This window comes from Nostoc sp. DSM 114167 (genome assembly GCF_052692655.1).
This window is the reverse complement of the sequence record NZ_CP195116.1, coordinates 1,861,169-1,874,990: the sequence shown is the minus strand read 5'-3', so window position 1 is coordinate 1,874,990 and position 13,822 is coordinate 1,861,169. Positions and strand designations below refer to the sequence as shown.

At 39.3% G+C, this 13,822-nt stretch carries 11 protein-coding genes; 7 read left to right on the top strand and 4 right to left on the bottom strand.

Features of this window, described 5'->3' with window-relative positions:
- The first annotated feature begins 389 nt into the window (after positions 1–389).
- Entirely contained in the window at positions 390–1,187 is a 798-nt protein-coding gene (locus NSTC731_RS07965) for a dienelactone hydrolase family protein (protein WP_445630340.1), read from the top strand.
- 201 nt (positions 1,188–1,388) lie between these two features.
- On the opposite strand, the gene NSTC731_RS07960 is transcribed toward NSTC731_RS07965, so the two are convergent.
- The gene (locus tag NSTC731_RS07960; protein WP_445630339.1) at positions 1,389–2,036 is read right to left on the bottom strand and encodes a class I SAM-dependent methyltransferase; all 648 of its coding nucleotides are present in this window, start codon (positions 2,034–2,036) and stop codon (positions 1,389–1,391) included.
- A 396-nt stretch (positions 2,037–2,432) separates the two neighbouring features.
- Complete coding sequence (locus NSTC731_RS07955; protein WP_445630338.1) at positions 2,433–4,619, bottom strand: sensor histidine kinase; 2,187 nt, start codon at positions 4,617–4,619, stop codon at positions 2,433–2,435.
- A 378-nt stretch (positions 4,620–4,997) separates the two neighbouring features.
- Between NSTC731_RS07955 and NSTC731_RS07950 the strand changes: the two genes are divergently transcribed.
- A complete protein-coding gene (locus NSTC731_RS07950; RefSeq protein ID WP_445630337.1) occupies positions 4,998–5,882 on the top strand; it encodes a glycoside hydrolase family 75 protein in 885 nt (294 codons plus the stop codon).
- A gap of 291 nt (positions 5,883–6,173) precedes the next feature.
- Here NSTC731_RS07950 and NSTC731_RS07945 read toward each other — a convergent pair whose 3' ends face one another.
- The gene (locus NSTC731_RS07945; protein ID WP_445630336.1) at positions 6,174–6,599 is read right to left on the bottom strand and encodes a hypothetical protein; all 426 of its coding nucleotides are present in this window, start codon (positions 6,597–6,599) and stop codon (positions 6,174–6,176) included.
- Positions 6,600–7,391: 792 nt separating this feature from the next.
- On the opposite strand from NSTC731_RS07945, the gene NSTC731_RS07940 reads away from it, so the two are divergent.
- Both NSTC731_RS07940 and NSTC731_RS07935 read left to right on the top strand, forming a co-directional pair.
- Complete coding sequence (locus NSTC731_RS07940) at positions 7,392–8,669, top strand: hypothetical protein (protein ID WP_445630335.1); 1,278 nt, start codon at positions 7,392–7,394, stop codon at positions 8,667–8,669.
- Complete coding sequence (locus tag NSTC731_RS07935) at positions 8,653–9,729, top strand: hypothetical protein (protein WP_445630334.1); 1,077 nt, start codon at positions 8,653–8,655, stop codon at positions 9,727–9,729. The genes NSTC731_RS07940 and NSTC731_RS07935 overlap by 17 nt, the downstream gene beginning before the upstream one ends.
- Positions 9,730–9,874: 145 nt before the next feature.
- Here NSTC731_RS07935 and NSTC731_RS07930 read toward each other — a convergent pair whose 3' ends face one another.
- Complete coding sequence (locus NSTC731_RS07930) at positions 9,875–10,525, bottom strand: TraX family protein (RefSeq protein ID WP_445630333.1); 651 nt, start codon at positions 10,523–10,525, stop codon at positions 9,875–9,877.
- Positions 10,526–10,799: 274 nt separating this feature from the next.
- Between NSTC731_RS07930 and NSTC731_RS07925 the strand changes: the two genes are divergently transcribed.
- The 3 genes from NSTC731_RS07925 to NSTC731_RS07915 all read left to right on the top strand — a co-directional run bounded on the left by NSTC731_RS07925 (position 10,800) and on the right by NSTC731_RS07915 (position 13,564).
- Positions 10,800–11,378 (top strand): hypothetical protein, encoded by a 579-nt coding sequence (locus tag NSTC731_RS07925; protein ID WP_445630332.1) that lies wholly within the window; start codon positions 10,800–10,802, stop codon positions 11,376–11,378.
- Between the two features lie 61 nt (positions 11,379–11,439).
- Complete coding sequence (locus NSTC731_RS07920; protein ID WP_445630331.1) at positions 11,440–11,787, top strand: immunity protein TriTu family protein; 348 nt, start codon at positions 11,440–11,442, stop codon at positions 11,785–11,787.
- 193 nt (positions 11,788–11,980) lie between these two features.
- Positions 11,981–13,564 carry a phytoene desaturase family protein gene (locus NSTC731_RS07915; RefSeq protein ID WP_445630330.1) on the top strand — a complete coding sequence of 528 codons (1,584 nt, stop codon included), beginning with the start codon at positions 11,981–11,983 and terminating at the stop codon, positions 13,562–13,564.
- Positions 13,565–13,822 lie beyond the last annotated feature (258 nt).

Sequence of the window (13,822 nt, the reverse complement as noted above, 5' to 3'; positions counted from 1 at the left end):
AAATCAAAAACCCTTAGTATCATCCAGAAGTTTGAGATGCCATCTATTCAAAAGTTAGAAATTCATCTGATTTGCATGGATACAGGTAGCAGGACTACGCCCCAACAAAGGTTTTGGAGGGCACATATTTAATTTCTGAAAACATCATATCTATTAGATATCTTGGCATTTGTAACTTTTGCCTTGACGTTGGGGTGCATGTGAAAGGTTACTGGGTTTGAGAAAATTCCATCCTTTACCCTTTCCCCTTTACCCTTTACCCCACAAATGCCAAGAAATCTATTGAGTAGAGCAATACTCCTAGTGTTTTTGCTTGTTGTAGACATCGCCCATTGGTACCAAAAAACAGTCAAAATAAATGAGTTAGTATAAAAGTAGCCGAAACAAAGATGCTAGAAACAACAAACGTCGAAATTCACACTTCCCATGTCAAAGTTCCTAACAATGACTTAAAAATCGATGCTTATTTAGCTCAACCAGCACAAAATGGAATCTTTGGCGCGGTTATAGTTTTTCCAGAAATTTTTGGTATCAACAGTAATATTCGAGATATCACCGAATTAATCGCCAAACAAGGTTATGTAGCGATCGCTCCGGCAATGTATCAACGTATTGCTCCGGGTTTTGAGGCTGATTTTAGCGCTGAAGATGTTGGATTTAGTCCAGAAGCCTATCGGCTGGGGTTGGAATATTATCAACAAGTAAAATATCAAGAGATATTCAGTGATATTCAAGCTACCATTACTTATCTCAAAACTTTACCCAATGTCAAAGATGATGCGATCGGTGTGATTGGTTTCTGTTTTGGCGGTCATGTTGCTTATATGGCTGCAACTTTACCGGATATCAAAGCCACAGCTTCGTTTTATGGTGGCGGGATTACCACTGCTAGTTATGGTGAAGACACTCCAACCGTTAATCGTACCTCGGAAATTAAAGGTACTATTTATGCATTTTTTGGTACAAGAGATACATTAGTTTCCCAGGAAGAAAACGAGCAAATTGAAGCAGAATTAAAGAAACATCACATTAATCATCGTGTATTTCGATACGATGCCGGACACGGTTTCTTCGCCGGATTCTTCAAAGACAAGTACCCATTTATGGAACAACACCCAAGTTATAATCCTGAAGCGGCTCCTGATGCTTGGCAACATGTTTTAGAACTGTTTCAAAATCACTTGTGAAATGTAAGAATTCAGGAATCAGAAGTCAGAATCCAGAATGATTATTAAATTAAGGATGCTATAACTTCTTAATTATTAAGCTTGGTTTCCAAAATCTTCTTAATTTTGTAGCATCGCTTTTATTTCAATTTGCCAAAATTTTGAGTAATAACGCACATACTGCGATCGCACTCATTGGACAAGAGTGCGATACTGTTGTCTTTAAGCTTTTGAGTTTTTCAGCAGTAATTGACAACCACATAAAAACGGGTTTGGATTTTCTATGCGATCGTCTGCAAGCACTTCAATGGTAAGCTTGCTGTTGTAAATCAATTTGTCATAATCCATCAATGCATCCCACTTGATCTTGCCAGTCGGGAAGCCTAGCTGTGAAGCTGAATCAAATATCAACTCTTGCCATTTCTGAATCTCTGGATCTTGTGATTTGCAGTAATCGAGAATGGCAATTAAGGCACCAGGCTTAGTAACTCGCAGAATCTCTGCAAGGGCGCGGACTGGATCGCTAACGACACAGAGGGTAAATCCCGATGCTGCTGCATCAAAACTATTATCAGGAAAATCCAGATTGCAGAGATCCGATACCTTAAAGGTGATGTCTGCGGATACGCGCTTTTTACGTGCTTCATCCATCATCTTCTCAGAAAGATCGACACCAACGACACTTACACCTTCAGGATAGGCTGGAAGATTAAGGCCAGTTACTACCGCAGCATCCAATATGGTTTGTCCTGGTTTGAGCTGCAAGGAGGCAATTAAGGGTTCGCGCTCAATGTGCCAGTAACGCTTCATAATTGCGTCATAATCCATCGATCCCCGATCGTAGGTTTCAATCACCTGATGTATGTGCATAGATTTTTTAACAAACAGAACTACTGACTTTAACTATCTGTTCAACTGTATAATCTGTTCGCGCCCAAAACTTGTATATTCTCTAACCAACAAAAAAACTTTATAGTATATTCTCTAACCAACAAAAAAACTTTATAATAGATAAATTCTCCGATATCCTTTGAGCGAACAATATCTATAGCAGCGAAGTGACAAGAGTGGTTGGTGTATTATCAAAAATCGCGATCGCCCTAAACAGCAAATCATTGCTCAAGCTTCGTAAATTAGCAAAGGTATTGTTACTTACAGCAGTTTACAAGTCAATGAAATACACCCTTCCTCAACTTGAAATCTGCTGTATAATTCAAAACTCTCTACATCTTCCTGTGCCCCCATGCCTCAGCCATAATTCATAGTTCAACCATTCTTTAGCCGCAGAGGAATCTGAATGATAAACTCGGTTCCTTTTCCAGGAGTTGAGAAACACTCCAGTTTACCGTTATGTTTTTCTGTGACAATTTGGTAGCTGATGGACATACCCATTCCGGTTCCTTTGCCAACGGGTTTAGTGGTGAAAAAGGGATCGAATATTCGTTGCTGAAATTCTTGAGAAATACCAACTCCGTTATCAGCGATCGCCACTTCTAACCACGTTGAATTAACTACCGATGTGCGAATTTTAATTTGACTGGGATTTTCCTTAATTTCCTCATAGGTAAGTTTAGTATTATTTTCTTCTAACGCATCAATCGCATTTACTAAAATATTCATAAATACCTGATTGAGTTGTCCGGCATAGCATTCTACTAGGGGTACAGTGCCATAGTCTTTAATCACCTGAATTTCAGGTTGTTCTGGTTTAGCTTTGAGGCGGTGCTGCAAAATCATCAAAGTACTGTCGATGCCTTCATGAATATTGACCCGTTTAAATTCTGCTTCATCGATGCGAGAGAAATTCCGCAGCGACAGTACAATTTGGCGAATGCGATCGGTGCCTACTCTCATTGAAGACAACATTTTTGGCAAGTCTGACTGCAAGAACTCTAGATCGATGTCTTCAGCAACGGTTTGAATTTCAGCAGCAGGGTAGGGATTATATTGCTGATACAACTGCATCAGTGCTAATAAATCCTGAGTATATTCCTGCACATGGGCGAGGTTGCCATGAATAAAGTTAACCGGATTATTAATTTCGTGTGCAATTCCAGCAACTAGTTGTCCCAAACTAGACATTTTTTCACTTTGAACAACTTGAGATTGAGTACGCTGCAATTCTCCCAATGCATTTTTAAGTTCAGTGGTGCGTTCTTCTACCCGTTCTTCTAGTTCTTCTTTGCTTTTCTCTAAAGCAGTAAAGGATTCATGCAATTGCCCTGCCATCTGGTTGAAAGAGTTAGATAGGGTATTAAGTTCTTGAATGGAACTAGTTTTTAATGTCTGATTGAAATTACCAAACGCCATTGCCTCACTTGCCCAACTCAAGCGCAGAATCGGGCGGACAATCCAATGGGAGGTAAACACGCCCATCACAGAAGCAACAACTAATGCGCCAAAACAAAGAGCGATCGTGGTGCGCGTGTTGGCGTTAATTTGGGACATAAATGTGTTTTCTGGCACACTCACTACCATCAGCCAATTCAAACCATATTTGTCACGCCAAGGTAAAACATGGACAAAATGCCGTTTTCCTTCCATCTCAATTTGAAAATCTGTGTCTTGGGTAATAGACCCAAACCCAGAAGTTTGGAAATGTTTGCCAACGTTCTGGATGATTGGGTCAGAACTATCGATCGAGTGCAAGCGCCGGGTCTGTTGATTGACCACGACAAAAGGCTTCTCTGTACCGGAACTGGCAATTAATGTGCCATCCCGCTCCAAAAGGAACACTCGCCCAGACTGACTAATATTCAAACTGCGTAAAAAATCGCTGAGTTTTAGTAGGTGAATGTCTGTTGCAATCATTCCTAATAAGCGATTTTGCGAATCATAAATCGGACGACTAGCAGAGGCGGCAATGTAGGGGCCAGTGGGATAATTTCCAGCTACAATCTTTGCCCAAATAGGTTTACCAGCGGCGATGGGTTGGGTATACCAAGATTCAGTAAAATTGTTCCAAGTCCATCGGGTATTTATTTGAGTTCGATTACCTCGATCGTCTGTGGCATAAGTGAAAGTATTATTGGAAAGCTTGGCAGTCCAATCATCAATGGTAATAGTTTTGCCATCATAACGAGCGACTCCCAGCCCCTCACCCGTTGTTAGTCCAATACCAATATAAGTTAGGTCATAAGCCTGCATCTGATCCCAGAAATACTTGCCAAGGGTTTGGCGATCGTCCACATCCAATAGTCCCCTGTGAATAGCATCTGCGTTGATCTGATTAAGGGTTTGTGGAATGGAAAGATAAGACTTGAGGTGTTCATCCACTACATCGCTGGTGCGATTTATCAACTGTTCGGCTAGGTCGTTAACTGCTCTTTGCCCATTTTTAAAAGACAAATAACCTACTAAGCTGACTGCTGCAAAAATTTGGATCAGGAAGGGAACAATAAGAACAATCTGTAATGGGAACGCCTTAGCTTTGCCGAGATAGGGAGTTTTCATTGCTGGAAGCTGAAAGTTGTGCTGATTTGATTTGCTTCTATAGTTCCCAAGATGTTCGCATACTCACATTTGTTGAAATTTTTTTGTCCAGTCAAAGTCGGCTTTAGGGTGGAATGGTACTTTCTTAGGCAAAAATTGCTGCCCAGATTCCCAACTTCTACCCTTTGGGGTCTGCAAGCAGTTGGGGATCTAAATCCAGCGATTTAGTAAGTGACATTTAGATTTAGGGTGCGTTGCAGAAGTTATTTTTCGTGTATTTGCCTTGCTTCAAAGCAGGAAAATCAGAGTTTAATTCTAGATATTAGCAATCACATCAGCACAAAATTTGATTTTTTCAATGTATTTTGAGGAGTTCAACTTTTAAATTTGGAGTAATTTATGCAGCAATTTCAAGTAATCTCAGATAGTTTGAATATACGTTCAGCACCGATTGTTGATGAAGCTAATCAATTAGCATCTCTTTCAAAAGGATATATTGTATCTAAAATTCAAAATTCTGATAATGAAAAGTGGTGGAAGGTTGCAACTATTATTGAAGGAAAAACTTTAGAAGGTTTTGTCGCTCAAAAATTCCTGAGTCCAGTCACAAAATTTTCTATTAAGACCGTTCTGAAAATTGGTGAAATTCCTATTCTCCAGGCGAATGGAGAATCTGCATTTTTCTATGAAGCAGGGATGAGCATTAATGCTGATGGTGCGCCTAATGCTTATCACCCCGCAGATAAAGGGATTGATTTTTTGGCAAATGCTGGGTATTCAGATAACTGGTGGGCACTAGCTGTAGATAAAAACGGCAATCCATTTATTCAAGGCAGTACCGATCCATATCCTGGATACTATATTTCTACAACTGCATTATGCGACTCTGGATTTGCTAAACAAGATCCACGTCGCTATGTTGATTCAACAAAGATTCCGTATATTGTTCTTCCAGGAAATGATGGTTTTAGAAAAGCTACAGGCGTTAAATTAGGAGATTTTGCAGTTGTTTACAACACTAACAACAAAAAACTCGCTTTTGCAATTTATGCTGATGTTGGCCCTAAAAACCAGATTGGAGAGGGTTCAATAGCTTTGTCTCAGGCTGTTGGAAACGATCCATTAGTACAATCAAGAGTCAAGCGAGGAATTCCCAAGGATATCGTTTATATTGTTTTTCCAGGTTCTGGGAATGGACAGCCAAAAACAATTTCCGAAATAGAAGCTGAAACTCAACGATTCTTTGAAATATGGGGTGGCGTAGAACGGATCGAGTCTTTATAAAAGTGTACCTGATGGAAAATTTGAGGTGCGATCGCATCTCAGAGTTCGGTTACAACTAAGGGAACTCCAAGAAATAAATTATCCAATATTATGGACTGGATCGGCTTTTCGTCCCAGTCCATAGGGCGGGCGAGACGCCCACCCCACAATAAATAGTTGTATATTTTTTTATTTGGAAGTCTCTAATACTTGTCAGGTTTTGGGGAAGGAGAAAAGGGAAAAAACCTTTTCCCCTTCCCCTTTAACCTTTTCCCCAAACCTAATTCGGAATTTTGAGTAATAACCCACATCCTAAGTTGTCGTTGCTGGTTTGTTTCCATTCTTGCTCTCCACACTGGCAACGAATGACGATTGCTCATTACTGGGAGTTGGTGACTCGCCTCGTAGTCTCTGACGACGCTGATTTTTAGGAACTCCTCCCGCCATCCCGTACTCCACACTGCTTTTGCCGTATCGAGTCCCCACTGCCATTAGCATGTGTTCTGTCATATCTGCCAATTCGCCTTCTGTTTCCAGCATTTCACGATACAATTTATCCAAGCTGGAAAGGGCACTATTATATGCATTTTCTTTAGTTCGCATCGTTTCGATTAGAGTAGAAAAGGCAGGTAAAGTAAGTCCATTGCCTAAATCTAAACTTGGATCGATTGAGTTGATGCTAGCCGCACGACGCACTGCTTTTTCTAGCACTAGAGAAGTTCTTTTTCTCCGAGCCACGATCTACACCTTTTAATAAAGTACGGTTAATATTCTTTACCTTAAAAGGCTTACGTATAATTCAGCCTGAGAGAATTCTGGCAAATCTGCAATGGTTTTTGCTACAAGCGCGATATTTGTCATGAATGCGCGAAATACTGAAATGAGAAAGCAAACTGGGGTTTGAGAAAGTAAAAGTTGCTTTTGCTTGCGGAAAACACCAAAATGAGTAAGTAAAAGCTGCTTTTGCTTGCGGAAAACACCAAAATGAGAAAGCAAAAGCTGCTTTTGAGTAAGTCAAATGCCATTTTGCTTGCGGAAAACACTAAAATGAGAAAGCAAAAGCTGCTTTTGAGTAAGTCAAATGCCATTTTGCTTATTAAATTTGACTTTATCTATATTTTTGGGCTGTGATGACTAGTTTCGATCGTTGTGATGGTGGTGCGATCGCTGTTTAATTATAGGATTACTCTAGCTCAATCTTTTGCTGTCAAGTTTAGATCGAGCTATGATGTTGACAGTCATAGATTAAGGCTGCATCCGATGAAGTGTCCTCGAAGATAATAGCCCTGCTACAATCCAAATATCCATACAGAGAGATTGTCTAAACTGTTTACTTACAAGTTTTAATGCGCTGCACTGTGGACAACACACTTGCCAGCTCTTATTAATTTTAAAGAATTGGATACCAGCTTTCTTAAAGAAAAATTTATTTCATTTACGAGCGCCGGACAATCAACAAATTATGTTACGCTGTCAGAGTTATTTGCCAGATAATCAATAGACCTAAATTCCGAAAATTAAAATCACGTAATGCAGCTTTCTCTTTTTACTGATTCCATAGATCCGGCTCTTGCACCAACGAATCTTACAAGCTCACGTCATCCTATTCATAGGTGGGTAAATTTCATAGCTGGATATTCACCTGAGTTTGTCTCAGCATGTATCCGAGAAGCAGGTTTATCTTCGGGAGATACAATTTTAGATCCTTTCGGTGGTTTAGGAACTACACCAGTCCAGAGTTTACTTGATGGTTTCAGTTGCATTGCCTGTGAAGCTAATCCTTACTTTGCCGACCTTGCAACAGCAAAATGTCAAGCTGCACTTGGTGCTATTAACCCTGATGAAGTTTTCTCTATTTTACATCAACTTGCTCCTTATAAAGGAGAATTAACAGATATTTATTCAGTTGATGCTTTAACATTTCTACGAAAACTAGTTCCAGAAACCGAACTTAAAATTCTTGTGAATGCAAGACTAAAAGAATCAGAAATTACTTCAGATAATAAGCTTTTTTATAAATTGGTAGTCTCTATCATTCTTGAACTAACTAGTAAATCTCAAACTGATGGTATTTACAAAGCACCTACAACCAAAAAAAAATCAAATTCATTCCAAGATGCTTTGCTACGTGTTGAGTCACAAATACTTACAGACTTGAACTTAGTCATCAAAAAACAAGATATCAACTATGAGATTATTAAAGGTTCTGCTCATAATTTATATCAAAAGACTTCTTCTATAGCATCTCTATGTATTACTTCTCCACCATATCTTAACAATTTTGATTATGCAGAAATGAGCCGAATGGAGTTGTATTTTTGGGGATACGCTTCATCTTGGCGAGAGATTACAAATATAGTAAGAAGTATACTGATACCAAATACAACAACTATTCCCAGAGAAATTAAAAATAATCATGAACTTTATGCTCAACAATTAAGTAATAAGTTTATAGAATCTGTCAGCCCAATTATTAATGAGCTAAAAATTATGAAAAATCAGAGAGCAGGAAAAAAAGAATATTATTCTCTCATTTTTCCGTATTTTGCCGAGATTAAAAAAGTTTGGTCTGAATGTTTTAGACTACTAAAATCAAACGCTGAAATTCATATTATTGTTGGTGATGCTTATCTTTATGGTATACATATTCCCACTGGGCAGCTTACTCTATCTTTGCTTCAAGAAATAGGTTTTGAAAAAACGGAAATAAAGCTTTTGAGAAATAGAGGAAGTCGTTGGATTCAATCAAAACGTGAAGGTGCAGGTACACCCATAGGAGAGTATTGGATTTATGGAAGAAGACCTTGAGTTTTCTCAAAATAGCGAGATTGATATCACAGAATCTACTACTCTGTACAAAATAGCATTTGATGCTATGGAAGACTGTATTGAAGTTTATCTCGGTCTTAGCAAACAGTCTAATGGGTTTTCAAATATTCAAAATCTTGATTTGACTTCTCGTAATAGTCGTATAGTTGTTATACATGGGCTTTCATTGGAGTTAGATCCAGAGACTTCAACCTCAGAAGAAATTAAACGTGAGGCGGAACGGATGTTAGCGGTAAATTTTGATACAGAATCAGCAATTACAGCAGGAGTTTATGAAAAAATGCGTTTTTTTGCTAACTCTTTGGTGGATAATTTATTTAAAGAGACTGATGAACTCAAATTTTTACCGCCAGAGTATTTGTCATCTAACCCAGGATTACTACCGTTATTTCAACAGCTAGCAGGATTTAGAAGCAAATCAGAACTAAAGCGGGAAGTTGGTAATGCTTCTGACAAAAAAATATCTAAAATTGTTGCAAACAAAATAGCAGAGCGTATTAGCCGCAACTTAAAAATTCGACCTTTCTCAAAAGAAAGACTTTTGCAATCTGTTGAACCTACTTTAGAAGGAATAGTGCGCGATTTAGTAGGAAAAGTCCTACTAGAAAATATAGTTGCTGATGCATTATCTGATTTACAAGTACCTTTTATGCGTGAATCAGAATATGAAAGCCTTAGGGGAGTTATTTATGATTTCCGTGCTGACTTTGTAATACCAGATGCTAAGAATCCACTTGCTTTTATTGAAGTGAGAAAAAGTTCTTCGCGCCATGCTTCACTATATGCTAAAGACAAAATGTTTTCTGCAATTAATTGGAAGGGAAGAAATAAAAAACTTCTGGGTATTGTGGTTGTAGAAGGAGCTTGGACAAGAGAAACTCTTCGTGTCATGGCAAATGTTTTTGATTACGTTACACCTTTAACTCGTGTTTCTCAAGTTGCAGAAGTTATCAGAGCATATCTAAATGGTGATGAGACAAAGCTGAAATGGTTGGTTAATTTTAATATTGAAGAGGCAAAGCCCAACAACGTCACCTAACACTGCGTTGGGGCAGATAAAATAGACCTCTTGCAGAAAAGTTTTGTGATATGCTTAAGATTTTTATAAAAAATCTATACCATCATCTATACAGAGAATTTTTGTTACCTCGTTGAGATGTCTGACAGAGATAGATATAGAAATCTTACCTAAACCGGATTAAATGATTGATTATACCTAAAATAATTAAATGAGCCGGGTAAAACACATAAAACCATCTAGCTCGTGAACCTTGTTTTCCATTGAATTGAAAAACAATGAATCCTGCAATAATAGCCCAATATTGCACTCTATCACTTATAAATAGAGTTACTAAAATAAAGTGAAAGAAGCACCAGTAAAGCAACCATACATTAGGCTTTAGTTTTTCTATTAGGGACATTAAAAAAATTACTCCAATCCCATATACTCTATATTCAACGCCCAAGCCCTCGGCAACTACTGCACACAAGCCGATAATTATTAATTGCTGCCATAATTGCGAATAACGCCTTACTAAGCGCAACATCACAAGTCCCAGAAGAAGCGTAAAGAGAATATTAAGTGCTAAACTCTGGAAAACAATACTATAAATAGGCTGAGATATTATTGCTGTAATTAATAGTCTCCTCCCATAGCGGTATGCATTTTGGGTGTGTTTTTCGCCTTTAACCAGAAGCCATGCAAACAGGGGAAAACTGAATCGCCCAACTAAGTGCAAGATTCTTAACTCTGGCATTAGCAAATAGCACACATGATCCATAACCATGAACACTGCGGCTAAGATTTTAATGTTAAAAGCTGAAACTTTAATCACAATGTCACAGTTACCTTGGATTCTTTTATATAATAGAATCCCAAAAATTTTATTTAATTTTATTTATTTAATATAAGAGTTATTCAAAATACTAGCAATTTGATAACATATACAAAAAGGGCAATGTCTACGATGGGCTGTTACCCTCCTGTGTCGCTTTAAGCATACTCCTACGGAGAAGCAAGCTACGCGTAGCGTCTCAAAGAGAGCTATGCCAGAGGCTTTACGCTACGCTATTGGTGACGCCCTCTTCAGCAGAAAATCCAGAAACACTATGGCAAAGCGTAAAAAAAGCAATCTTCAGTGGATAAAAGAAACCCTTGAACTAAAACCCGATCATCGCTGGGAATCTCCATCAGGTTATAAAATTTTTGTCGCAGATCGAGGCGCTGTTCGCTTCAATGTACCCCAAAATTGGGTGTTTGAGCCACAAGAGAAATCCTTCAAGTTCATGGATAAAAAACCGCCCAACGATGATTGCTGTCTGGAAGTATCTTTTAATCGCCTCCCACCCAACGACTGGAGCCAGTTTCCGCTAAAATCCACATTGAAGAAAATCCTGGAAGACGACAGCCGCAACGTCATTGAGAGAGGAGAAATTATTACCGTTAAGCGTCAAACTGCCAGAATTGTCTGGACAGAGATGAAGTTCATTGACACTCAAGAAGAACCACGGGAAGCTTTTTCGCGGACTTGCATTGGTTTGGGGTCGAATGTTCAATGCTTAATTACATTTGATTATTGGGCAGATCAAGCAGAACAACTAATACCCGTTTGGGATGAAGCAATCCGTAGTCTCACGTTAGGGCTGTATATCCGTGACCCTATGACTGGTTTGGCTTTCCCAGATTGAGCCATAAAGATGAATCGTGAGAAGGGTAGAATTAATAATACTTCTGCTTTCAATATCGGGAATGCATCTAAATCCACTCACGCAGCTAATTTTAAAACGAGGTTTTGACAGATTTCAATCAGGATTAAGATCGCGTTTCGCTGTTTATAGGCTGAAATATACACTGACTTACTGTGAACCTAGTGATAATTCAGCTATGCGTCTTGATTTTGAAAGTTCATTACATCTTGGTAGAGTAACAGTTTGGGAGTCAGGAGCTTGTGAGATGGATATTTTAGAAATATCTACTAGTAACAATGTCTTTTATGAAAGTCACCAGTTCAATAACGAAAAAGAATTTCATCGAACCTATCCAAGACTGGTAATTTTTATGCGTGATATGTTGCGACTTAATTCAGACGATATTTAGTTAAAAACCATTATAAATAAGTGCTAGCGTTTTCGTTTTTCTTAGTGTATCAATCCTATTTGATTTGCTCTCTATAAACAGACTCAGATCCTCAGGGGAAAAGCATTTAATTTGTTTTGACAAAATGTAACTCACTTGAAGTTGACAGCGACAACATCTACATTCTTTGTGAGAATTCTTTGTGAGAGCAACTATGCTAACAACAACTCGACAGCAGCAGTTTGATGCAATTGTAATTGGCTCTGGAATTGGTGGGTTGACGGTTGCCGCGCTCCTATCTAAGCTTTATCACAAAAGCGTTTTAGTGTTAGAACAGCATTTCACCCCTGGAGGATTCACCCATACCTTTGAGCGCAAGGGAAAATTTCTTTGGGATGTGGGGCTGCACTATGTTGGAAATATGGGAGATGGAGGCACTGGCAAAGCTGTGTTTGACTATCTCACCAATGGCAATTTGAATTGGCACAAGATGCCCGATCCGTTTGAAAAATTTGTCTACCCGAACTTCACCTTTGAGGTTTATTCTGACCCCAATCGCTTTCAGTCCGATCTAATCCAGCGCTTTCCTCGCGAGCAGACAGCTATTCGACGGTACTTTAAGGATGTCCAGAAAGCGGCATTTTGGTTTGGGGCGCATTCAATGTTGGAGCTATTTCCGGTATTGCTGCATCCTCTACTCAGGCGGTTTGTTCGTCATTTTGGGGCTATTGCTAGACAAACGACCCAGCATTATTTGAACAGACATTTTCAAGATGCCCAACTCAAAGCATTACTGGCTTCCCAGTGGGGAAATTATGGCTTACCGCCATCCCAAAGTTGCTTTGGGATTCATGGTGCGATTGTTACCCATTATTTTAAGGGCGGCTGGTATCCTGTGGGTGGGGCAAAGGCGATCGCCCAAGCCATTATTCCCGTGATTGAACAGGGGGGTGGTGTCGTCATCACCCAACGCCGAGTCACAGAAATCTTGTTGGAATCCGGGGTGGCAGTGGGAGTGAAAGCCCAAGATACAGCACATACCAAGGCAGACCTGGAAACGTACTTTGCACCTATTGTGGTATCTGATGCCGGAGCCTTCAATACTTATGTGAAGCTGATTCCACCCAACTACGCGCTGGCAGAGCGCCAGAAAATTCAAGCGTTTCCAAAAAGTAGCAGTATGGTGACGGTATATTTAGGGTTAAAAGATAGTCCACAGCAACTAGGGTTTCAGGGTGAGAACCATTGGATTTACACGACCTATAACCACGATGCAATTTTCCAAGATCCACCCATCTCTGCTGATAATTTACCTAAATTCTGCTATCTCTCGTTTCCATCGCTGAAAGATCCATTAGCTGAGGGGCATACGGCAGAAATCATTGCCTACGTTGACTATGATTTCTTTTCGCAGTGGCGAGAACAATCCTGGCGACGGCGAGGCGCGGATTACACTGAACTCAAAGCCCAAATTACCCAATCCCTGATTCAGTTAGTGGAGCGCCACTATCCTGGCTTTCAGGATTTGATTGAGTATACCGAACTCTCGACTCCACTGACGGTGGAACACTTTGATGCTAGCGATCGCGGTGCTATCTTCGGCATTCCCTGTATTCCTGAACGCCTCGATCAATCCTGGATCGGGGCTAGAACACCAATTAAAAATCTATACCTGACCGGAGTCGATACACTTTCACTCGGCATTATGGGAGCGATGATGGCTGGAGTGAAAACAGCAGGTGTTTTAAATGGAGCATTCGGCTTTTTTAAGATTATGACAACCATCATGAGAAGGTGACAGAGAAAGCTTTACGAGTATATAACATTGATAAACTCAGACATAAGATATTACTTAAGTCATAATTTAACTAGTTACTTTTATCCCTAGTCTATAGCTGTTTGAAATCATATTCTTATAAACATAAGACATCAACCAGATTAAGGTTTCCAGAACTTTAATCATACAATTTACTAAAGGAAATTTAGTCATGAATATCAAACAAATTCTTGCTAGTGCAGTGCTTCTTTTACCATTTGCTGTTATATTCTCTCTCTA